The sequence below is a fragment of the Sphingomonas sp. ATCC 31555 genome, from assembly GCF_000282895.1.
GTDB lineage: Bacteria > Pseudomonadota > Alphaproteobacteria > Sphingomonadales > Sphingomonadaceae > Sphingomonas.
This window is the reverse complement of the sequence record NZ_ALBQ01000005.1, coordinates 1-20,604: the sequence shown is the minus strand read 5'-3', so window position 1 is coordinate 20,604 and position 20,604 is coordinate 1. Positions and strand designations below refer to the sequence as shown.

21 protein-coding genes are annotated in these 20,604 nt (G+C 65.8%); 11 read left to right on the top strand and 10 right to left on the bottom strand.

Going from position 1 to position 20,604, the window contains the following annotated elements:
• Positions 1-80: 80 nt before the first annotated feature.
• A complete protein-coding gene (locus B215_RS0102375; RefSeq protein WP_019368029.1) occupies positions 81-1,244 on the top strand; it encodes a glycoside hydrolase family 68 protein in 1,164 nt (387 codons plus the stop codon).
• Between the two features lie 6 nt (positions 1,245-1,250).
• Here the strand turns inward: B215_RS0102375 and B215_RS0102370 are convergent, their stop codons facing one another.
• Complete coding sequence (locus B215_RS0102370) at positions 1,251-2,255, bottom strand: LacI family DNA-binding transcriptional regulator (protein WP_019368028.1); 1,005 nt, start codon at positions 2,253-2,255, stop codon at positions 1,251-1,253.
• A gap of 187 nt (positions 2,256-2,442) precedes the next feature.
• Between B215_RS0102370 and B215_RS0102365 the strand changes: the two genes are divergently transcribed.
• Positions 2,443-3,510, top strand: a complete 1,068-nt coding sequence (locus B215_RS0102365) for an alpha/beta hydrolase (protein WP_236704408.1) — start codon at positions 2,443-2,445, stop codon at positions 3,508-3,510.
• Positions 3,511-3,512: 2 nt separating this feature from the next.
• Complete coding sequence (locus B215_RS0102360) at positions 3,513-4,457, top strand: alpha/beta hydrolase (RefSeq protein WP_019368026.1); 945 nt, start codon at positions 3,513-3,515, stop codon at positions 4,455-4,457.
• Here B215_RS0102360 and B215_RS0102355 read toward each other — a convergent pair whose 3' ends face one another.
• Positions 4,458-5,549 carry an alpha/beta hydrolase fold domain-containing protein gene (locus B215_RS0102355; protein WP_026008858.1) on the bottom strand — a complete coding sequence of 364 codons (1,092 nt, stop codon included), beginning with the start codon at positions 5,547-5,549 and terminating at the stop codon, positions 4,458-4,460. It abuts the gene before it with no gap.
• Positions 5,550-5,671: 122 nt separating this feature from the next.
• On the opposite strand from B215_RS0102355, the gene B215_RS0102350 reads away from it, so the two are divergent.
• The 3 genes from B215_RS0102350 to B215_RS0102340 all read left to right on the top strand — a co-directional run bounded on the left by B215_RS0102350 (position 5,672) and on the right by B215_RS0102340 (position 10,290).
• Entirely contained in the window at positions 5,672-6,682 is a 1,011-nt protein-coding gene (locus tag B215_RS0102350; RefSeq protein WP_019368024.1) for an alpha/beta hydrolase, read from the top strand.
• 116 nt (positions 6,683-6,798) lie between these two features.
• Complete coding sequence (locus tag B215_RS0102345) at positions 6,799-8,961, top strand: TonB-dependent receptor (RefSeq protein WP_019368023.1); 2,163 nt, start codon at positions 6,799-6,801, stop codon at positions 8,959-8,961.
• A gap of 807 nt (positions 8,962-9,768) precedes the next feature.
• Positions 9,769-10,290: a MucR family transcriptional regulator gene (locus B215_RS0102340; RefSeq protein WP_019368022.1), complete on the top strand. Its 522-nt coding sequence runs from the start codon at positions 9,769-9,771 to the stop codon at positions 10,288-10,290.
• 78 nt (positions 10,291-10,368) lie between these two features.
• On the opposite strand, the gene B215_RS0102335 is transcribed toward B215_RS0102340, so the two are convergent.
• The 4 genes from B215_RS0102335 to B215_RS19450 all read right to left on the bottom strand — a co-directional run bounded on the left by B215_RS0102335 (position 10,369) and on the right by B215_RS19450 (position 13,421).
• The gene (locus B215_RS0102335) at positions 10,369-10,884 is read right to left on the bottom strand and encodes a hypothetical protein (RefSeq protein WP_019368021.1); all 516 of its coding nucleotides are present in this window, start codon (positions 10,882-10,884) and stop codon (positions 10,369-10,371) included.
• Between the two features lie 123 nt (positions 10,885-11,007).
• Entirely contained in the window at positions 11,008-11,208 is a 201-nt protein-coding gene (locus B215_RS0102330) for a hypothetical protein (protein ID WP_019368020.1), read from the bottom strand.
• Positions 11,209-11,241: 33 nt separating this feature from the next.
• Positions 11,242-12,393, bottom strand: coding sequence for an EAL domain-containing protein (locus B215_RS0102325; protein ID WP_019368019.1), 1,152 nt, complete (start codon positions 12,391-12,393; stop codon positions 11,242-11,244).
• A gap of 200 nt (positions 12,394-12,593) precedes the next feature.
• On the bottom strand, positions 12,594-13,421 hold the full coding sequence (locus B215_RS19450) for a tyrosine-type recombinase/integrase (RefSeq protein WP_019368018.1): 828 nt from the start codon (positions 13,419-13,421) through the stop codon (positions 12,594-12,596).
• A 351-nt stretch (positions 13,422-13,772) separates the two neighbouring features.
• Between B215_RS19450 and B215_RS0102315 the strand changes: the two genes are divergently transcribed.
• The 3 genes from B215_RS0102315 to nusG all read left to right on the top strand — a co-directional run bounded on the left by B215_RS0102315 (position 13,773) and on the right by nusG (position 15,312).
• Positions 13,773-14,402 carry a DedA family protein gene (locus tag B215_RS0102315; protein ID WP_026008857.1) on the top strand — a complete coding sequence of 210 codons (630 nt, stop codon included), beginning with the start codon at positions 13,773-13,775 and terminating at the stop codon, positions 14,400-14,402.
• Positions 14,403-14,557: 155 nt separating this feature from the next.
• Positions 14,558-14,755 (top strand): preprotein translocase subunit SecE, encoded by a 198-nt coding sequence (gene secE, locus B215_RS0102310; protein WP_026008856.1) that lies wholly within the window; start codon positions 14,558-14,560, stop codon positions 14,753-14,755.
• Between the two features lie 17 nt (positions 14,756-14,772).
• The gene (gene nusG / locus B215_RS0102305) at positions 14,773-15,312 is read left to right on the top strand and encodes a transcription termination/antitermination protein NusG (protein WP_019368015.1); all 540 of its coding nucleotides are present in this window, start codon (positions 14,773-14,775) and stop codon (positions 15,310-15,312) included.
• A gap of 435 nt (positions 15,313-15,747) precedes the next feature.
• Here nusG and B215_RS0102300 read toward each other — a convergent pair whose 3' ends face one another.
• The 4 genes from B215_RS0102300 to B215_RS0102280 all read right to left on the bottom strand — a co-directional run bounded on the left by B215_RS0102300 (position 15,748) and on the right by B215_RS0102280 (position 19,125).
• Complete coding sequence (locus B215_RS0102300) at positions 15,748-16,761, bottom strand: zinc-binding alcohol dehydrogenase family protein (protein WP_019368014.1); 1,014 nt, start codon at positions 16,759-16,761, stop codon at positions 15,748-15,750.
• Positions 16,762-16,860: 99 nt separating this feature from the next.
• A complete protein-coding gene (locus tag B215_RS0102295) occupies positions 16,861-17,751 on the bottom strand; it encodes a LysR family transcriptional regulator (RefSeq protein WP_019368013.1) in 891 nt (296 codons plus the stop codon).
• 406 nt (positions 17,752-18,157) lie between these two features.
• Positions 18,158-18,778 (bottom strand): general stress protein, encoded by a 621-nt coding sequence (locus B215_RS0102285; RefSeq protein ID WP_019368011.1) that lies wholly within the window; start codon positions 18,776-18,778, stop codon positions 18,158-18,160.
• Between the two features lie 41 nt (positions 18,779-18,819).
• Entirely contained in the window at positions 18,820-19,125 is a 306-nt protein-coding gene (locus B215_RS0102280) for a hypothetical protein (protein WP_019368010.1), read from the bottom strand.
• A 268-nt stretch (positions 19,126-19,393) separates the two neighbouring features.
• Here B215_RS0102280 and rplK point away from each other — a divergent pair, with 268 nt between their 5' ends.
• Together rplK and rplA are read left to right on the top strand one after the other, a co-directional pair.
• Positions 19,394-19,825 (top strand): 50S ribosomal protein L11, encoded by a 432-nt coding sequence (rplK, locus tag B215_RS0102275; RefSeq protein WP_019368009.1) that lies wholly within the window; start codon positions 19,394-19,396, stop codon positions 19,823-19,825.
• Positions 19,826-19,829: 4 nt separating this feature from the next.
• Positions 19,830-20,522 carry a 50S ribosomal protein L1 gene (gene rplA / locus B215_RS0102270; RefSeq protein WP_019368008.1) on the top strand — a complete coding sequence of 231 codons (693 nt, stop codon included), beginning with the start codon at positions 19,830-19,832 and terminating at the stop codon, positions 20,520-20,522.
• Positions 20,523-20,604 lie beyond the last annotated feature (82 nt).

Below are 20,604 nucleotides of genomic sequence, written 5' to 3'. Positions count from 1 at the left end.
GGCGCTTGCCGGGCGACGTCAAACGCTTTAGCTGCGCATAGTCTGCGTAATCGTTTGTTCAAGTCGTCAGCGGAGGCCGCATGCTTCGATCGCCGCCGGGCCCGGATGCCACGGCCGTCGTTCCCACCCGCTGGACGGGCCAGGGCCTGGACAGGGATTCCATTCCCGCCGGGCTGGCCATCCCGCGCTTCGCGCTGGCGCCCACGCGGCGGATCGACGGACTCGATCTGTGGGACATGTGGCCGATCGAGCACGAAGACGGTAGCCAGGTCGTGCTCGGCGGCGCCCGGCTATGGCTCGCGCTCACCGCGCCGTGGCACCCCGATCCGGAAGCGCGCCACGCCGTCGCTCGCATTCGGCTGGTGCGCGAACAGGGAAACCAGTGGCATGTCGACGGCCCCGCTATGCCCGACGGCCTGTCCGCCGGCAGCCGCGAATGGTCCGGCTGCGCGCTGTTCGATCCGGCGACGTCGGTCGTCACGCTCTTCTACACCGCCGCCGGCCGTCGCGGCGAAACCGGCACCAGCTTCGAACAGCGGCTGTTCCAGCTGCGCTTCCGCCTGTCGCTTGCCGGTGACACGCTTGTCGCCAGCGAGCATCGCGATCATTGCGAAAGCATCGTCGCCGATGGCAGCTGGTATCTGCGGGTCGATCAGCGCGAAGGCGCGGCCGGCACGATCAAGGCGCTGCGCGATCCCGCGCTGTTCCGCGATCCCGCCAGCGGCCGATCGTTCCTGTTCTTCACCGGCTCGCTCGCCGCGTCCGCCTCTCCCTGGAACGGCGTGATCGGCGTCGCCGAAGCGGTCGACGAGACGCTCGACTCCTGGCGCCTGCTGCCGCCCGTCGTCTCGGCCGATGGCTATAACAACGAACTCGAACGCCCGCATATGCGCTTCATCGGCGGGCGCTATTATCTGTTCTGGTCCACCCAGGCGAAGGTATTCGCGCCCGATGGACCGGTCGGCCCCACGGGCCTGTACGGCATGGTCGGCGCTGGGCCGCTCGGGCCGTTCGTGCCGCTGAACGGCACCGGCCTGGTCGCCGCCAATCCTGTGGAAGCGCCGTTCCAGGCCTATAGCTGGTGGGTGCTGGGCGATCTGCGGGTCACCAGCTTCGTCGATCTGCCACAGGTCCAACGGATGGACGCGGTGGCCGAAACGGCAGCGCGCCGCGCCCGCTTCGGGGGCTATCCCGCCCCCTTCTTCCGTCTCAACCTCGAGGGATCTCGCACGCGGATCGTGTGAGGGCGCTCAGGTGGAGCTGCGCAGGATCAGCTGGGGCTCGATCATCCGGCTTTCGGTTGCCTCGCCGGCCAGCCGCCGCAGCAGCAGCTCCACCATCATCCCGGCGCCGCGTCGCAGCTGCTGGTCCACCGTGGTGAGCGGCGGCGAGACCTGCGCGCCCACCGGCAGCCCGTCATAGCCGATCACTTTCACCCGTCCCGGCACGTCGATGTCCAGCTCGTGCAGCGCGCGGAGCACGCCGATCGCGGTCACGTCCGATCCGGCGACGATGCCGTCCGGCAGCTCGGCGATGCCGCGCAGCTGCTGCAGAATGTCTTCATAGGCCGCCTCGGGCTCGAAATGCGACGGCAGCTCGATCAGCGTCTCGCTCAGCCCGCCTTCGTTCAGCACCTGCTTCACGCCCTGCAGGCGCTCGCCGAATTCCGGTCCGCGCGTCGGCCCGGCGAAGGCGATTCGGCGGCAACCGCGCTCGATCAGATGGCGTACCGCCAGCGCACCGCCCGCGCGATTGTCCGATCCCACGGAACAATGATGTTGCCCATAAACTTGCCCACCCCACACGACCATCGGCAAATACCGCCGCGACACCGTCTCGATCACCGCGAACTCGGTCGACTGGCCGATCACGATGATCCCGTCCACCTTGCCCGACCCGATATAGCGGTCCAGCCACCGGTCGCTTTTGGGCAGCACGCGGGATAGCAGCAAGTCATAGCCGTGGTCGCTCAGCGCATCGGCGAGGAAGCCAGTCATCGTATTGAAGAATGGGTCGGAAAGATGCTGCGCCGCCTCATGGCCCAGCGGCACCAGCACGCCGATCGTCATCGTGCGCTGGGTCCGCAAATTGCGGGCGGTGACGTTCGGCTGATAGCCGAGCCGATCGGCCAACGTGGCGATCCGTTGCCGCGTCTCCTCGCTCACCCGGCCCGTGCCGGACAGCGCGCGCGAGATCGTCGCCGTCGATACCCCGGCCAGTTGAGCGAATTCCTTCAAATTCTTGATGTTCGACATGCCCCCGCCGCTCGCACTCGTGATTTCGGCATGATACCGTGCCGATGCAACCACCGGAACCCGCCGCCCAGAGCAGGCGCATGCCGGATAGTCTATCGGTGAAAAAAGCGATTGCAGCAATGCACAATCGATTCCACAAGTCGCCCAGCAAACAAACGTTGCACGATGCGGCACACGAGGGAAGAGGATGAGGATGCAGTTGGATCGGCGGGATCTTCATCGGTGGTTGCTCGGCCTTGGCGCCGCCACGGCCCTCGGTGCCCCCAGCGGGCTGCTCGCCCGGGCTGCGGGCAAAGGCGATCCGTTGCACTTGGTCGATCCGGAACTGCGCGCCGCCGCCCAGGCGATGCTGGGACAGAGCTTCCCGCCACTCACCCGCGCAGGCCTGCCGGCCCTGCGGGCGGCGTGGGTGGCCCCGCCGCCCCTGCCCGCGCCCGCGCCACCGGCCGAGATCCGCTCGGTTCGCGGTCCCAAGGGTGCGCCCGACGTTTCCGTCGAACTGATCGGCGTCCGCGCGCGTCCCGCGCGTTGCCCGGCGATCCTCCATATCCATGGCGGCGGCATGATCTCGGGTCGTGCCCGCAACATGACAGCCTTCTGCCAGACGATCGCCGCCGAATTCGACTGCGTCGTCGTCAATGTCGATTATCGCCTCTCACCGGAAACACGTTTCCCCGGTCCGGTGGAGGATAATTACGCCGTCTTTGCGTGGCTGGTGGAAAATGCCGCCGAACTAGGCGTCGATCCCAGCCGCATTGCCGTGCTCGGCGGCAGCGCCGGGGGCGGGCTCGCCGCGATGGTGACGATGCTGGCGCGCGATCGCGGCGGCGTGCAGCCGTGCCAGCAGATCCTGCTCTACCCGATGCTCGACGATCGCACTGGCAGCACGCGCAAGCCTGCGCCGCATCTGGCGCCGGTGGGCTGGTCGGCGGAGGCGAATGCGTTCGGCTGGAGTGCGTTTCTCGGCGTGCCGGCGGGTTCGGCCAAGGTCCCCGCCGGAGCGGTGCCGGCGCGCGCCCCTAACCTTTCCGGCCTGCCACCCAGCTTCATTGGCGTCGGCGCGCTCGATCTGTTCGTCGACGAGGACCTGGATTTCGGCCGTCGCCTGATCGAGGCCGGCGTGCCAACCGCCTTGCATGTCTCTCCCGGTGCCTTCCATGCCTTCGATTTCGTCGTGCCCGACGCTGCGGTATCCAAGGCATTCACCCAGGCGTGGAAAGCCGCACTCCGCACCGCCTTCGCTAAGGTAGCCTGATCATGGCCGCACTCGAATTCACGCGCCGTACCCTGCTTGGCGCCGCTGCGGTCACGCCCGTGCTGGCCATGGCGCAGACCGCCCGCGATCCGCTCGGTCCGCTACCCCCGAGTTGGCATCAGGCAGAGGTGATCGATCTCTGGGGCACGTTGCTCCCCGAGAAGGGCTTCGCGCCCAAGCCGGTCCCGGCGGATTCGCCGCCAGGCTTTTTCCGCAATGTCGCCCGGCCGACGCTGCACCGTTTCCCGGCGGCAAAGCCCAACGGCACGAGCGTGCTGCTCACGCCCGGCGGCGGCTACAGCATCATCGTCGGCACGCATGAAGGCACTGACACCGCCGAAGCGCTCGCGGCGCGTGGCTATACCTGTTACGTGCTGATCTATCGCCTGCCGGGCGAAGGCTGGACGCACCGGCAGGATGTGCCGCTTCAGGATGCGCAGCGCGCCATCAGGTTGATCCGGGCGCGCGAAACGTCCCAGCGGGTCGTCGCGCTCGGCTATTCGGCGGGCGGGCATCTCGCAGCCAGTCTCACCACCGGCTATGCCGAAAGCCTCTATGCGCCGCGCGACGCCGCCGATCGTCTGTCGGCACGGCCCGATGCCGCCGGGCTGATCTATCCGGTCATTACCAGCGATCCGGCCTTCACCCATGCCGGCTCGGTCGCGCAACTATTGGGGCCCGCGCCCGATGCCGCCTCGCTGGCGCGGCGCTCGCCCGATCGGCAAGTGGATGCGAAAACGCCACCCTGCTTCCTGGTGCACGCGCTCGATGATGCCGCCGTGCCCGTGGAAAACAGCTTAGGGATGCTCGCCGCCCTGCGTGCCGCAAAAGTGCCGGCCGAAGCGCACCTATTCCAGCGGGGCGGCCATGGCTTTGGCCTGGGCTCGCCCGGCCAGCCAAGTGCCGACTGGCCGGAACTGTTCGATCGCTGGCTGCGCGCGCTCTGATCAGCGTTTAAGCTGGCGATCGAAGAAGCGCAGGATCACCGCATAGGCGTCGCGCGATTCCGGCACGTCGGGGTTGTAGAAGAAGCCGTGGAACAGCCCTTCCCACACGTGCAGCTCGGCCGGCACGCCCAGTCGGGTCAGTTCCGCATGGGTCTTCACCGCCGAACTAAGTTCGAAGCCGCGCGTCGCGGTCAGGATCAGCGTCGGCGGAAAGGCCTTGAGCACCGCCTCCGACACGGCCGGAGCAACCAGCGGGTCTTCAGGATCGGTGCCAGCGAGATACGGTAGCGCCGATCCTGGCTTTGACGCCCCGCGAGGCCATTCCGGTGCGGCGCGCGCTTCGCCCACCGCCGCCGTCAGATAATCGGCATCGCCGCCAAAGCCGTTCGTTGAACTGGTCAGCCCGGCGCAGAACACGCCGATTGCGCCCGGACGCGGCAACGCGTGGCGCTGAAACCAGGCCGTCGCCATCCCGGTCAGCATGCCGCCGGCCGAACAGCCATAGATGCCGATATTCGCCGCCGGGTAGCGTTTGAGCAGCGCGCGGTACACGCTCGCCACATCCTCGCTCGCCGCCGGAAAGCGGTGCGCAGGTCCCTGGCGATAGTCGATCGAGACGACTCGGATCCTGCCCAGCGCCGCAATCGGCATCGACTCCAGCTCCGCGCAGCCGGGGAAGCAGCCCATGAACCCGCCGCCATGCAGGTTGATCAGCACCCGGTTGCGATTGGCCAGCGCGATCCCCTGGCTCGGCGCATAGTCGTATACCTGCACGCCGCCGATCTTCCGCTCTGTCCGCACCGTCGTATAGATCTGCTTCTGCCGCGCGATATAGGGTGCCAGGAACACTGGCACGCCGTTCTTCTGTTCCAGCAGTGCGGGCGTCTGCATCGCCTTCAAATGCTCGGCGACATAGCGTTGCGCCTCGAGGCTCAGCATCGGCGACACCGGTACGGCCATGGCAGGCACCTGCACCGTCCCGTCGGCTTCGACCTTCACCGCTGGCGCCGCAGTCTGCGCGTTGACAGCCGCGCCGCCCGCTGCCCAGGCGAGCAGCATCGCCGCTCCGATGGTTGCCCTGCTCGTCCGCATCGTTCCTCTCCCAACGCACTCCTGTTAAGCGTAATCGATTACTCTTCTGTCGACAACTATGTGGCAACCGATTACGCAATCCGCGTTACAACAGCGCCCGCGCGGCGATCAGGGAGAGTGCGATGCAGCGGATCCTTCTTGAGATGGGGGTCGCCCCTGCGGCAGCCCCGGTCGATAGCGACCTGATCCTCGCTCGCGTCGATCCCGAACTGCGCGAGGGTGCCCGACAGATCCTGGCCCACCCCTTGCCCGCGCCGCTTACCTCTGCCGCCGTGCAGGCCATGCGTGCCGCCGCGCCGCCGCCGGCCGCGCCGCTGCCGGCGCCCGAAATCGTCCACCACCCCCTGCCCGGCGCTGGCGGACGTCCGGCGTCCAGCATCGCGGTGATCGGGGCGCGTCCCGGCACTGCGCTGCGCCCGGCGGTGCTGCATATTCATGGCGGCGGCTTCGTCGTCGGGCGCGCGCAGGATACCTACGCCGCCTCACAACGCATGGCTGACGCGCTCGATTGCGTCGTGGTCGAGGCCGAATATCGCCTCGCGCCGGAAACATCCTTCCCTGGCCCGCTCGAGGATTGTCACGCGGCCCTGGTCTGGCTCCATGCCAATGCCCTTCGGCTAGGGGTCGATCCGCGACGGATCGCGGTGATGGGTGAAAGCGCCGGCGGCGGCCTCGCCGCGATGCTGGCTATCGCCGCGCGCGATCGGCGCAGCGTGCCGCTCTGCTGCCAGATCCTGATCTATCCGATGCTCGATGATCGCACCGGCAGCACCCGCGCCGTGCCGCCGTTCATCGGCACGATTGGCTGGAACGCGCCGTCAAACGCCGATGGTTGGTCGGCCTTTCTTGGCGTGCCGGCTGGCAGCGCCCAGGTGCCAGCCGGTGCCGTTCCCGCCCGTACGACGTCGCTAGCAGGCCTGCCGCCCACCTTTATCGGAGTTGGTGCGATTGACCTCTTCGTTGACGAAGACATCGCCTATGCACAGCGCCTGATCGCCGCCGGCGTGCCCACCAATCTGCGCGTGGTGCCCGGTGCCTATCACGGCTTCGATTTCATCGCGCCCCGCTCCCAGGCGTCGATCGCCTTTACCGCCGCCTGGCAGCACATGCTCCGCACCGCCTTCGCCGTTTGACCGCCGCCGTCACCCGCCCGCTTGCGAAAGCGGTTGCGGGCACGGGGATGGAATGATACGCAATGCGCAATCGATTACACGACCAACAAGGTCGCACTATGAGGGGAGGATTGGACATGACCCGTTCGAACAGCAGCTGGAAGGCCGTGCTCTCGGCATCCGTGGCGATGCTGATGACGATGCCCGCGCTCGCGCAGCAGGCCGAATCGCCCACGCCCACGTCGACCCCCGCCGCCGATCCTGCGGTCCAGGACGATGGCGAGATCGTCGTCACCGCGCTCAAATCCGGCGCCGCCCGGCTCGATCGCGTGCCGCTCGCGATCCAGGCCTTCACCGGCGACACGCTCAAGCGCCGCAACGTCCGCGACGGTGCCGATCTGATCCAGCTCATCCCCGGCGCGTCGCAGGCGCAGGAAATCGGCGCCGGCTACAGGATCTTCTCGTTTCGCGGCTCGGGCGCCGGCGGACCGATCGGCGACGGCTTGATCGGCTATTATCTCGACGAGACACCCTTCGGCGTACCGAACAACCAGGCCGCACCGCCGGTGCAGTATTTCGACATTGATCGGGTAGAGGTGCTGCGTGGGCCGCAGGGGACGCTTTACGGTCTCGGCTCGTCGGGCGGCACGATCATCTATCACACCAAGAATCCCGATCTGGAACGCGTCACCACAGCGGCGGAGACCGAAATCTCCACCACCCGCGATACCAGCGAACTCAACTATCGCGCGGCCGGCGCCGTTTCGGTGCCGCTGGTGCCGGGCAGCCTCGGCCTACGGGTGAGCGGCGGCTATGATCGCCGCGCTGGCACCGCCGATATCTACAGCGGCGCCCCCACCGGCACCCCGCGCGAGCGCAACGCGAACGAAGTCCGCGCCAAGGATATCCAGGCCGTGTTGCTGTGGCAGCCTGATGCGCTCACCACCGTTCGCCTGCGCGGTTGGTACTTCAGCACTGATCAGGATTATCTGAACGTGCTCAACTCGGTGAACCCGCCTTTCGCTTCCTATCAGGGCGATGTGGTCGGCTACGACAAGCGCCGCGCCTATTATATCTCGAACACCATCACCCGTGATGTCGGCCAGTTCACTATCACTAATGCCACCTCGTTCCAGCGCTCGCTGCCCGGCGGCTTTGCGGTCGGCCTGAACCTGGGAGCACCGCTCGGTATCGGCACGCTGATCAACGGGGGCGACGCGAACAACTTCGTCAACGAACTGCGCATTGCCACATCCAAGACCGGCCCCTTCCACGGCGTTGCCGGCGTCTTCTACCAGAAGGCGAAGGGCCTCTATACCTTCAGCCTCGATTTCCCGAGCCTGTCGCTCAACGGCAATACGATCACCCGCACCGAAAACGCCGCACTCTTCTCCGAAGCCAGCTACGAATTGTTCGGCGGCAAGCTCGTGCCGCTAATCGGCCTGCGCTATTTCAAAGATACGCGCTCGTCTGACTCGCTGTCGAACGGCGATCGGGTGTTCAGCCGGGCGACGCCGGATGCGCTCACCTGGCGCGCAAACGTCGCTTATTATCCGGCGCAGGACTGGATGGTCTTCTTCAACAGCGGCACCGGCTTCCGCAGCGGCATTCTCCAGTCGAAGGCGCAGGCGGATGCGGTGATCGCCGATGGCGTGCCCAGCGCGCTCTCTCTCTCGCCAGACAAGCTGCGCAACCTTGAGCTCGGCATGAAGGGTTCGATGTTCGACGGCGCACTGCGCGTCGCGGTCAGCCTTTACGACATCAAATACACGAACATCCAAAGTGCCTTCAACACCTCGATAGGGCTGTCCGCCTTCGCGAATCTGGGCGACGGCAAGAGCCAGGGTATCGATATCGAGACGACGTGGCGCACGCCGCTCAAGGGCTTGGCGCTGTCGCTGGTGGGGAACATCAACGATTCTACCTATACCGATGTGATCCCGGCCTACACGGCCAGCGATCGGCGCATTGCGAACGGCACGCGTCTGCTCAACACGCCGCCCCACAATTTCCGGCTTGATGCGAACTATGATCGCAAGGTCGGCAATGTTGATTTGTTCGCCACCGCTTCGGCCACCGCGGTCGGCCGCGCGCGCAACGGCGATGCGACGGTCAACACGCTCAACCCCTATCAGCTCTATCAGGCAAGCATCGGCGTGCGCTTCGATCGCTACGAAGTACGACTGTTCGGCGACAATCTGTCCGACGAGCGCGGGCCCACCGCAGCCAATGGTCCTACCTTGCTGGCCGGCCCGCGTCCGCGCACGATCGGCCTCACCTTCCGCATGAACGCCCAGTAACGCTGCGAAGATCGGCCCTGTCCCGCTGGGGGAGGGCTCGAACGCACGGTCGCCCCCCCTTTCTGCCTGCAGGAAGGGGGGTGCTGCTTGTGCGCCCGTATCAAGGATCGGGCGAGCGACCGACGATCCCAGCCGCCTTCCAATGTCTGCCGGTAAGGTGTGCGGCGCTCCGACCACGTGCGTCTCGTAGCACGCTCGCACCGTCCCAAAATCGGACAAACTCGCCCGCTGTGACACCGCGGCGCGCACCCGTCGCGCCCTTCGCTGTCTCCGTAACTATACGATTATCATATCGATTTCTCCCGTTTTGAGCAGCAAACCGGGTCTAGTATCGTCGCGCTGGATACGTTTGCTTCGACTTGGATACGTCGCCTGTTTTCGGGCCCTATGCCAGTCTAGAATACGGAAAACGCATGTGCAGCATCGCCGTTCAGCAGCGTGCAACGGCAAAATGATAGATGTGCGATGCCCTGGTTTCTTGCGCTTGCTGCTCGCGCGATGGGCACAAACATGACGCCTCTGCACTATTTCATAGAATAGCGCGGATGTTCAGCAGAACTACTGGCGCATTAAATGAAATAAACCGGAACCGCAAAGTCATGATTGCAGCCACCCCGCCGCCGTGCTGCGTGGTCAACTCCGTACATTCCGAAGATGTCGCTACGGACACCCTAACAAATCTATAGTTTAGGCAAAAATACCCCCCTTCTCTGAAAATTCGCTCTATGATAAGGGAGCCTATACGGATCAACCATCGGTGATACTGGTTTTACGGTCAATCTATATTGGCGCGGTTGGAGTCGTTGGATGAATAATGAAATCAAGACGGGTTCGGTAGAGTTGGCGGCGCAGCTCACCATCGCGTGGCTGGGCAACGAGAATAATCGCGTGGCAGCCGATGAGGTTCCCGCCTTTTTGCGCAGCATGCACGCAACGCTGAACGATCTGTCGGATGAAGGTGGTGCGCTCGCAGATCCGGAAGAAGATGCGGACGTTGTCCATACCGGCCATCAGCCGGCTGTTTCGGTACGCAAGTCGCTCGCCTCGCGCGATCACATCATCTCGATGATCGACGGCAAGCCCTATCGCACGCTGCGGCGCCACCTGGCGGCGCATGGCCTCACGCCGGAAAGTTATCGCGAGCGCTACAATTTGCGCGCCGATTATCCGATGGTCGCCGAAAGCTATTCGGAACGCCGCCGCGTGCTGGCGCAGGAAATCGGTCTTGGCCAGCGGGGCCGCGCCGCACGTGCTCGCGGAAATGGTAGCGGTACCGGTAATAGCAGCGGTACGGGAGCACGCAACGGTCGGCGGCGCCAGCGGGATTGACCTTCGGCTGCCTTCCGGATCCGGGGGCGGGGGCCGCTTCGCCTCTCCCCCGGCCGCGGAGCAGCGGCGACACTAGGTTCAGTGCAGCAGCGCCATGATCTTCGGCGCGGCCTCTTCGGCGAGGTAATAGCCTTCCCGCACCTTCAGCCCGATGGCGTCTTCGATGCCGAAGCGCGCAACCACGCCGCGCAGCTCGTGCACGAACACCTTCACGCTCGATGTATTGACCGATTTGGTGCACACCAGCGGCGCCAGGTCGCGGGCGCGGCGCGGCACGCCGGGGCGGGCGAGCAGCTCGAGCAGCAGCAGCGCACTGCCCCGGTGGCGGAGCCCCAGCTTGGTGCGCACATAATCGGCGCAGAGCTGTGATTCCGGCACAGGCCCCAGCAGCATGTCCAGCTTCAGCAGCTCATGGGCCGCCTCGCGCAGCAGCGCCGCGCTCCCGGCTTCCTGCCCGGCCTCCTCCAGCAAGCGGCGCGCGATCTCGCGCGTTTCGCGAAAGGCCGGGGCCAGCGACGGGAGAGTGTCCCGTGGCAGCGCCATCGTGGCGACCGCGCTTTGCTGAACGACATCCGCCAGCGACGAATACATCATGAATCCATAACCTCATTCCATGTCCGCAATCGGCAAACCGCTGCCGCAGCGCCCAGGCATGTCCCGCGTGCATCCACGCCGGCCCTACCCCGCCGATCGCCCCCCCCCCAACCGGGCGGCAGTTCAGAACAGCTTGACCGCCAGGAACGCGGCCGCCGCCCAGATCGGCACGCTCAGCACCAGGCCGACCAGCACGCCCTTCAGCGGCTCCGAAGCCTGTTGCTGCGCGGCCGGCTGGGCCCCGGTGCCCACTGCCTCGATCATCGCGTTCGCATCGGCCATCCGCACGTGGCGGCGATCGATTTTTTCGGCTGCATAATCCACGATGTACCCCTTCCTGCATGGTCCACGAAAATCTCAGCCGGGCAGCGGCGCCAGCCGCATCGCGGTCGCACCGCCCGCACGCGGGTCGCTGCGACCGCGCCACGGCCGGCACGCCGATGCGGCGCCCCAGAAATGCCCTTGCTGCCAGTCCAAGCCGAGTTCCGCGGCCAGGTCCGCCTGCGCGCCGGTGTCGATGCCGTCCGCCACCACGGTGGCGCCCACGGCCGCGGCGAGTTGCGCCAGCCGGGCCAGGATCGCGGCGTCGCGCGGCGAGGTGGTGGAGCGGCGGATGAAGCCGCTGTCGATTTTGACGATGTCCGGCGCGATGGTGACGAGTTGCCGGACCGAAGCGAAGCCGGCGCCGAACGCGGCGATCGCGATCGTGCAGCCCAGCCGCCGCACTTCGTTGCAGAAGCCGACCAGTTCGGCCTGCTTCACCATCGCCGCGCCCTCGCTCACTTCCAGAATCAGTCGCACGGCGAGATCGGGGCGCCGTTCCAGCCGCGCAGCCAGTTGCTGCCACCACCAGCTGCGCACGACGCCTACCGAGGAGATCGCGGCGGAAAGCACCAACTGCGGCTCGGCATCGAGTTCGGCGATCGCGGCGTTCACGGCGATTTCGTCGAGCAGGTCGCCGAACCCGATCCGCTCGATCGCCGCCAGCCCCTCGCGGGCCCGGTGCGGATCCGGCCCGTCGGCATCCCCCTCAGACAGCGACTGGTAATAGAGGATCTCGCCCGAACCGCGCGACACCACCGGGCGCCACAGCGTCCGCAGCGAACCGCCCGAGCTTGCCGCCCCGTCCGCGCCGGCGAGCTGGCACAGCAGCGGCGATGCCAGCGCCATGTCCCGGCGATAGCGCGCGGCGTTCGGCAGCGGCACCGCGCCGATGCCCGGGGCGAAGTCCATGCCCCCGGCAGGACCCGCACCGTCATCGCGTCCGGTCCGACAGGAGAGGCGCACATGCACTACGCCCTGGTCGGTCCAGATCGGAATCAGCGGAATCGACCGGCAGACCAGCCGGATCCAGTCCTCCCCGGCGCCTGCCGGCTGCGCGCGCGCCTCGCCCGGCGCTTCCAGGAAGGTCACCGAAATGCGGCGACCGCCCTCCTCTGCGAGGACGTTCGCCCGCCCTTCCCCCAGCCGCTGCAGGATCGCGCACATCGCCGCGACCACCTGCTGCATGCTGGAAGGGCCGAAGGCGCATGATATTGCGTCACTATTTCCCAGGCTCAGGGTAAATTTTCCGTTAATGGCGTCAGGATAGCGGAACAGATGATCGGCCAGAAAGGCGCCACCTCCGTCCGTATTTGATGTATATCCCGCTGTCTGCACGACGCACATCGTCCCTATCCAACGCCGGACGAACTTGACTCGCCGCCCTGTTACCCTTTAGCCAAAAGCGTAACAGCGCGCAATCGAGCAAATGGCTTAACAGCGATTTTTTGGGCAACGCGCCAGTTTCCATCGGCTTGGCGATGCCGCCGCGCTGGTCCCCCGTCACAATAGAGCCGGGAATACTGAGAACGATAGTTCGGGCGAACGTGCAGGGTAACGTCCTGCGCCACCGATCCGCACCGCACTGTCACTGCCGGTATCGGCCGCGCGGTGGCAGGCGCGCGCGAAGTGTTTGAATCGGCGGCCTCTTCTTCACCCCACATGCGCTCGGCCAGCTTGCGCTCCTCCGCTCCCATGGCCGCAGTATAGATCGCCGTCGTCTTCAAGTTGGCGTGGCCCAGCCACCGCTGGACCAGGGTGAGCGGCACGTTTGCCTGTATTGCCTGCACGGCGAAGCCGTGGCGAAGGCCCTTCGGGCTGGCATGTTCGCCGGCGATGCCGGCCTCCTCCATCACTTCGCAGATGCGGCGATACCCAGTCATCCGCGACCAGGGCCACAGCCGCGCCGAGCTGTCGCCGATCTGTTCGATCAGGCTGCGTAGCTGATCGAGCAGGCCCCGAGGCAGCGGGATGGCGCGATAGACGATCTTTCCCCGCTTCTTCAGGCACTTGATAATCAGCGTCTGCGCTTCGAAGTCGATATTATCGGCCGTTAGAGCAAGCGCTTCGGAGATGCGGCACCCGGTATGGGCGATGGTCAGGCAGAATGTTTGTACATCCAGCGGGGCGCAACGCGCCGTTTCAGCAAAGCAGCTAAGCTCTTTGCTAGTGAGATACTTGCGGTGACCGCCTGTAGTGAAAACCATCAAATCCATTACGCACATCCTACGAAAAACGCTTCCCAGCTAACCGAGGCGGCTGAAGGCATTACTGAAACCGCTAAAGCCGGTGTGCGTGATACACTTTTGGCTAAACCGTAACAGTAAAAATACCGATAATTCTTACACTTAGTTTTTCTACTTAGGTGCTCCCCAGCCGGCTGGATACGCGTTCAAAAGGCCATCGCACCCGGTTGGTTCCACGGTTGCTTACCGTTTGCCGCACCGCACACAAGGTTCGTCGTGCTGTGGGGCGTTTTGTTCGGAGACGGCATGACCCGCCGCCCGCGCCGCGGCCCCGCAAAAAAGCCTCTTCCCAACGCGGCGATCCTCGCGCAACGAACGCGCATGGTCGAACGCATCCTGGGCATCCTTGCCACCTTCACCATCGGCGTCATTTCGAGCGGCGGCTATCTCGGCATTGCGCTGCTGATGGCGATCGAATCCGCCTGCATTCCGCTGCCGTCGGAAATCATCATGCCGTTCGCCGGCTATTTGGTCTCTACCGGCCGGTTCGATCTTTACCTCGCCGCCACTGCTGGCGCGATCGGCTGCAATCTCGGCTCGATCGTCGCCTATGAGGTCGGCAAGCGCGGCGGCCGTCCGCTGGCGCTGCGCTGGGGCAAATATGTGCTGATCGGCCCGGGCGAGATCGACGCGGCGGATCGCTTCTTCGCCCGCTATGGCAGCATCGCGGTGCTGATCGGCCGTCTCCTTCCCGTGATCCGCTCGTTCATCGCCTTCCCTGCAGGCGTCGCGCGGATGAAGCTGGTGCCGTTCCACCTCTACACCTTTATCGGCAGCTGGCCGTGGTGCTTCGGCCTTGCCTGGGTGGGCATGGTACTGGGTGACAAGTGGAACAGCGATCCGCGCGTAAAGGCCGCCTTCCACAGCGCCGATGCGCTGATCGGCGTGGTGCTGGTGGCGCTGATCGCCTTCTATATCTGGCATCGCACGCGCGGGCTGAAGCGCGGCTGAGCGCACATCCGGGCGCGGCTTGCACAAGCGGCCGCGATCCTCTAGATACGATCCCCTAGCCAACAGCGTGGGTGGGTCTGCACCGGTTCCTCGATGGATCGGGCAGCGGACCCATGTCTGGCGGCGATTGACAGTTTCAAGCGAGGATGCCGCCCGTGGCGAAGACCAGTCCCGTCGAATTCGTGAAGCAGGTCCAGACCGAGACCCGCAAGATCAGCTGGCCCACGCGCCGGGAAACGATCATGACCGGCGTGATGGTGATGATCATGACGTCGTTGCTCGGGCTGTTCTTCCTCGGCATCGACTCGGCGTTTGACCTGCTCGTCAACAGCCTCCTCCGCCTCGCGCAGTAAGGGACACAGCAACAATCATGTCGCGCTGGTACATCATCCACGCCTATTCCGGTTTCGAGGGCAAGGTCCGCGATCAGATCCTGTCGGACGCCACCCGCCTGGGCCTGGATCGCCTCGTCGAAGCGGTGGAAGTGCCCACCGAAACCGTCACCGAGGTTCGCCGCGGCAAGAAGATCCAATCGGAGCGCAAGTTCTTCCCCGGCTATGTCCTCGCCAAGCTCGAAATGAACGACGACGTCTACCATCTGGTGAAGAACACGCCGAAGGTAACGGGCTTCCTCGGCAGCTCGGGCAAGCCCCAACCGATCAGCGAGGCGGAAGCCGCCCGAATCCTCAACACCAAGGAAGAAGCGGCCACCGCGGCGCCCAAGGCCAAGCTCAAGGTCGATTACGACATTGGCGACACGGTCAAGGTGATCAGCGGCAACTTCGCCACTTTCTCGGGCGTGGTGGAAGAGCTGGATTACGACAAGAATCGCGTGAAGGTCTCGATCTCGATCTTCGGCCGCGCGACTCCGCTGGAGCTGGGCTTCGAGGACGTCGAACGGGTCAAGTGATCCCGCGCCGGCCGCTGACGCCGGGACATCGAAACACGAAAAGGCCGGGGCGGACGCCCTGGCCTTTTTTGTTGGCTGCGCTCCACCGGACTGCCTCCGGCGACCTAACCGCATGCCGCCGTGGAGGGCCGGTACAACACTGGCCTCATTCCCGCCAATGAGGTTTACAGCAGGGCGTGAGACGAAGCGGTCGTTGTTCGCCTGCCCCCGAAAGGGCGGGTTTCGTCATAAGCACCATGGGATCTCGACAGGCTCGCCTCACCCACCGGAAAACCGCCTGTGCAGGAAAAGGCACCTACTATTCCGTCGCGCGATTCTATCGAACGGTCACGCTCGATACGAACCTGATTCGCCGAAATGCAGCGGGGTCATCTCAGTTACCATCGGCCCGCACGACCTGCATTCGTCCTGCTGCCAGGCCGGCGGTCAGGTCGATTACAGCGCTTCCAATACCGTCTTGCCGATCGCGCGGCCGCTTTCCAGCAACGCATGCACCTGCTTCAGATTGGCTGCGTCGATGCCGGCCACTCGCGCCCGTAACGTCGTCCGCAGCACACCGGCGTCGACGAGGTGCGACACTTCCTCCAGCAACCGATGCTGCTCGATCATGTCGGGCGTGTGCAACATCGCACGGGTGAACATCAGCTCCCAAGCGACGGTGATCGACTTGCGCTTCAGCGGCACGATGTCGAAGTGCGCGGGATCATCGATGAGCGCGATATGACCCTGCGCTGCGACGATCTTGGGAAACAGCGGCAGGTAGCGGTCCGAGGCGGTGAGGCCGGCGACATAGTTGACTTCCGGATGGCCGATCCGGGCAAGCTCCTCGTCCAGCGGCTTGTGGTGATCGATAACATGATGCGCGCCCATCTGCTCCACCCAGGCGATCGTCTCCGGGCGCGAGGCGGTGGCGATGACCGTGAGGCCGGTCAGGCGGCGCGCCATCTGAATCAGGATCGAGCCGACGCCCCCCGCCCCATTGATCACGAGAAGGCTGCCCTGTGCCCGCTTGCGGCCGTGCGGCAGGTTCAGCCGGTCAAAGAGCAGTTCCCAAGCGGTGATCGCCGTGAGCGGCAGCGCGGCGGCCTCGGCCCAGTCGAGGCTGGTCGGCTTGGGGCCGACGATGCGCTCGTCGACCGTGTGTAGCTCGGCATTGGTGCCAGGGCGGGTAATATCGCCAGCGTAGAAGACCTCGTCGCCTGGGCGGAACAGCGTGACGGCGTCCCCTACCGCTTCGACGATGCCGGACGCATCCCAGCCGAGGATCTTGGGCCCGCCTTCGGGCGCCGGGCTGCCGCTGCGGATCTTCACGTCCACCGGATTAACGGAAACTGCTTTCACCCGGACGAGCAGGTCGTGCGGCCCCGGCGTGGGTGCGGGGACATCCAGGTCGAGCAATGCGTCTTCGCGGTCGATGCTGCCGGGCTGGTGGTAACCGATGGCTTTCATGTCGAACCTCCTGATGATCGTTCGCGGTTCAGATCACCCATGCGAATGCGGTTTGCCACGGCCAGTTCCGCACGGCGTCCATGCGGTGACGCATGCCGTTCAGAGTTCGGCCGGCAATATGGCAGCCAGTGCGTCGATGAGCATACGAAGCCGACGCAACCGCCGCAGATCCTGGTGGTAGCCGAGCCACAGGTCGCGCGGCGGCGGCTCCTCACCCTCCAGCCGTGCGAGCGGCAACTGGTCGCCGATCACGCGGGGCAGCACTGCCAGCCCGGCGCCGACGACGCAGGCGGCCCCCTGTGCCTCGCGATTGTTGCTGCGGAAGGCAGGCATGGCGGCGGGCCAGCGGCCACGCAGCCAGGCAACGTCGGGAAGTTGATCGAGCGCGCTGTTCATCGTCACGAGCCGGTGGCCGTTGCCGTCTCCGCTCGCGCGAGGGTCGCCGCAGCGCTCCAGATAGGCGGGCGCGGCGTACAGCGCATAGCGAATGCGCAAGAACCGGCGCTGGACGATGTCGCTGCCGGAGAACGGCACGAAGCGGAGCACCAAATCCGCCTCGCGCCGCTGGAGATCATAGAGCCGGGAGTCGGCCAGTACTTCCACCACCAGTCCGGGATGCTCGATCGCGAAGCCGGCCAGCGGCGCCGCCAGCACGCGTGACGAGACCCAATCCGAGGCAGAGAGCCGCAGCACCCCTTCCAGCCCGCGTGCGCCGCCGATGAGCTTGCGCTGCAGGGCGGCCGCCTCCTCCGCCATCTGCTCGGCATGGACAAGTATCGCCTCGCCCTCGTCGGTCAGGCGGAAGCCGCCAGGCGTGCGCTGGAACAACGCCGCGCCGACCGACTCCTCCAGGCTGCGCAGCCGACGGCCTGCCGTGGGCTGGCTGAGCCGCAGACGCTCGGCGGCCGCGGTCAGCGTACCGGTATGGGCGATCTCGACGAACAGCTTGAGATCATCCCAGTCGAGACGGAGCGTCGGTTCGGCAGCCATGCAGCTTCATCGCCGCGCACGCGTATCTTCACAAGGCACAGATCCAGCGCGGGCGATCAGGCGGCGACGGCGTCCGTACGCGCGCGTTGGAAGATGCTCTGTCGCGGAGCAGCCGTAGACGGCGGGCGGGAACCATCAGCCGCTCCGAACCGGGGGAGCGTGGCCGCCTGAGTGAGACGCATCGCGGCCACTGATCGCCTCAGGGGCAAGGGGCTATCAACCGGTTTTGCGCTGAGCCAGCGGTACGTTCTGCGAGAAGCTGCCGCCCGGCGCACGGCCGGCGAACCACTCGGTCTGGCCAAACCGGCCCTCCACGCCACCGCCACCCATGCAGCCCACGAAACCAACAAAAAAGCCGGGGCCTCGACCCCGGCTTTCTTGTTTTGCGCGCCTTTTGCGCCGTCGATCAAATTACCGTCGGCTCGCGATAGGCGCTGCGCTCCCGCTCGATGTCCTCGCGGGTATAGGCCGGCGCGTCGCTGTCGAAGCGGCTCCAGCCCGATTGGCGATAAGCCGCGCCGCGCGTTGCAGCGTCGACGCCGCGATTGCCGTCCAGGATCGCCTCGGCCTCGCCGACCATGTCGTCGGGCACGCGCGCGCTCACCAGCGTGCCGCCGCGGCGCACGCCTTCGGAATAGACGTTGGCCTCGTCCTCGCTATGCCCGGCATTCTTCAGCGCGCCGACAAGGCTGCCGGTGGCCGCGCCGCCGATGCCGCCGATCGCGGCGCCTGCCGCCGTCGATGCCAGCCAGCCGGCCGCCACGATCGGGCCTAGGCCCGGGATCGCCAGCAGGCCCAGCCCGGCCAGCAGGCCGCCAACGCCGCCCAGCGCCGCGCCGGTGGAGGCACCGCGGGTCACATCGCCATGCTCGTTCACGTCGGTCACGTCATGGTCGCCATGCTCGCCGTGCGCGTTGTTGGCGACGATGCTCAGGTCGTCGTGCGGCACGCCGCGCTGCTCCAGCGCGTTCACCGCCGTCTTGGCATCCGAATAGTCGTCGAAAAGTCGCGTGATGGTCCGGCTCATGCTCTTGCTCCTGCTACGGGGTTGGTCGAGGTGCTGGGCGATCAGCGCGCGGTGACGTTGCCTTTATAGTCCAGCGTCACGGTAACGCGCTTGCCGTTCTTCATCGCGGTGCCGCGCCACGCGCCCTGCTCGGTGCCGGTCAGGTCGCTGACATTGGTGTAGCCGGCCTTCATGATCCGGCCCTTGGCCTGATCTTGCGTGAACGAGCTGCGGCCCTCGGCCGGCGCCTTCACGGTTTGGACGCTGCTGTCCTTCACCGCCGGGTTGTGCGAACCGGCGTGATCCTGCGCGACGGCGGCGCCAGACATCGCGAACGCGGCGGCGGCCACCAGAAGGATGCGTTTCATGGGTGTTCCTCTCATGCTCTTGTGCACGCCTGCCCCAGCATGCTTGCTGGCCAGACGCAGATCTTCTAAACCGTTGAAAGACTTGTTAGTTCATATCGCAGGCGTTCGGATTTCCCCGATCGGCCCGATCGCTGGCGTCGTCGCCCATCCCCTTGCCTCCCGCCCCGCTTTCGGCTAAGGGCCGCCGCTTCCAACGCAACCGTGGTGGAACCATGCGGGAGGCGGCCGGTGGCCGTCGCTTGTACCGCTCGACTTGAAAGAGAGTGACATGGCAAAGAAGATTACCGGCTATATCAAGCTGCAGGTGCCCGCCGGCGCCGCAAATCCCTCGCCGCCGATCGGCCCTGCCCTGGGTCAGCGCGGCGTGAACATCATGGAATTCTGCAAGACCTTCAACGCGCAGACCGGCGACGTTGAAAAGGGCACCCCCCTGCCGACCGTCATCACCGTCTACGCCGATCGTTCGTTCTCGTTCGTCACGAAGACGCCGCCGGCGACCTATCTGCTGAAGAAGGCCGTCAACCTGAAGTCGGGTTCGAAGGAGCCGGGCAAGACGGTCGCAGGCAAGATCAAGCGCTCGCAGCTGGCCGAAATCGCCCAGGTGAAGATGAAGGATCTGAACGCCAACGACATCGAAGCGGCGACCAAGATCATCGAAGGTTCGGCCCGCGCGATGGGCCTCGAAGTGGTGGAGGGCTGATTCCATGGCAAAGCTGACCAAGAAGCAGAAGGCATGGACCGTTCCGGCCGAGAAGCTGCACGCCGTTGACGAGGCGATCGCCCTCGTGAAGCAGCATGCGACCGCCAAGTTCGACGAGACGATCGAAGTCGCGCTGAACCTCGGCGTCGATCCGCGCCACGCCGACCAGATGGTCCGCGGCGTCGTCACCCTGCCCGCCGGCACCGGCAAGACGGTGCGCGTGGGCGTGTTCGCCCGCGGCGCCAAGGCAGAGGAAGCCCTGGCCGCTGGCGCGGACGTCGTCGGCGCCGAAGACCTGATGGAAGCCATCCAGGGCGGCAAGATCGATTTCGATCGCTGCATCGCCACCCCGGACATGATGGGCCTGGTCGGCCGTCTCGGTAAGGTGCTGGGCCCCAAGGGCCTGATGCCGAACCCGAAGCTCGGCACCGTGACCATGAACGTCGGCGAGGCCGTGAAGGCCGCCAAGGGCGGTCAGGTGGAGTACCGCGTCGAAAAGGCCGGCATCATCCACTCGGGCATCGGCAAGGTGAGCTTCTCGAACGAAGACCTGCGCCGCAACTTCGATGCGCTGGTCGATGCCGTCGTCAAGGCGAAGCCGGCCGGTGCGAAGGGCAAGTACCTCCGCAAGGTCGCGCTGTCCTCGTCGATGGGCCCGGGCGTGAAGGTGGACGTGGCCGAAGTCGCCACCGTCTGATCCTTTCGGGACCACGAACACGAAAAGGGCCGGGGAGCGATCCCCGGCCCTTTTTGTTTACCCCCATGCTGCGGCTCCCCCC

Coding starts and splice junctions, on each gene's coding strand:
- B215_RS0102375 (WP_019368029.1), top strand. CDS start 81: ATGCTTCGATCGCCGCCGGGCCCGGATGCCACGGCCGTCGTTCCCACC.
- B215_RS0102370 (WP_019368028.1), bottom strand. CDS start 2,255: ATGTCGAACATCAAGAATTTGAAGGAATTCGCTCAACTGGCCGGGGTA.
- B215_RS0102365 (WP_236704408.1), top strand. CDS start 2,443: ATGAGGATGCAGTTGGATCGGCGGGATCTTCATCGGTGGTTGCTCGGC.
- B215_RS0102360 (WP_019368026.1), top strand. CDS start 3,513: ATGGCCGCACTCGAATTCACGCGCCGTACCCTGCTTGGCGCCGCTGCG.
- B215_RS0102355 (WP_026008858.1), bottom strand. CDS start 5,549: ATGCGGACGAGCAGGGCAACCATCGGAGCGGCGATGCTGCTCGCCTGG.
- B215_RS0102350 (WP_019368024.1), top strand. CDS start 5,672: ATGCAGCGGATCCTTCTTGAGATGGGGGTCGCCCCTGCGGCAGCCCCG.
- B215_RS0102345 (WP_019368023.1), top strand. CDS start 6,799: ATGACCCGTTCGAACAGCAGCTGGAAGGCCGTGCTCTCGGCATCCGTG.
- B215_RS0102340 (WP_019368022.1), top strand. CDS start 9,769: ATGAATAATGAAATCAAGACGGGTTCGGTAGAGTTGGCGGCGCAGCTC.
- B215_RS0102335 (WP_019368021.1), bottom strand. CDS start 10,884: ATGATGTATTCGTCGCTGGCGGATGTCGTTCAGCAAAGCGCGGTCGCC.
- B215_RS0102325 (WP_019368019.1), bottom strand. CDS start 12,393: ATGCAGCAGGTGGTCGCGGCGATGTGCGCGATCCTGCAGCGGCTGGGG.
- B215_RS19450 (WP_019368018.1), bottom strand. CDS start 13,421: ATGGATTTGATGGTTTTCACTACAGGCGGTCACCGCAAGTATCTCACT.
- B215_RS0102315 (WP_026008857.1), top strand. CDS start 13,773: ATGGTCGAACGCATCCTGGGCATCCTTGCCACCTTCACCATCGGCGTC.
- nusG (WP_019368015.1), top strand. CDS start 14,773: ATGTCGCGCTGGTACATCATCCACGCCTATTCCGGTTTCGAGGGCAAG.
- B215_RS0102300 (WP_019368014.1), bottom strand. CDS start 16,761: ATGAAAGCCATCGGTTACCACCAGCCCGGCAGCATCGACCGCGAAGAC.
- B215_RS0102295 (WP_019368013.1), bottom strand. CDS start 17,751: ATGGCTGCCGAACCGACGCTCCGTCTCGACTGGGATGATCTCAAGCTG.
- B215_RS0102285 (WP_019368011.1), bottom strand. CDS start 18,778: ATGAGCCGGACCATCACGCGACTTTTCGACGACTATTCGGATGCCAAG.
- B215_RS0102280 (WP_019368010.1), bottom strand. CDS start 19,125: ATGAAACGCATCCTTCTGGTGGCCGCCGCCGCGTTCGCGATGTCTGGC.
- rplK (WP_019368009.1), top strand. CDS start 19,394: ATGGCAAAGAAGATTACCGGCTATATCAAGCTGCAGGTGCCCGCCGGC.
- rplA (WP_019368008.1), top strand. CDS start 19,830: ATGGCAAAGCTGACCAAGAAGCAGAAGGCATGGACCGTTCCGGCCGAG.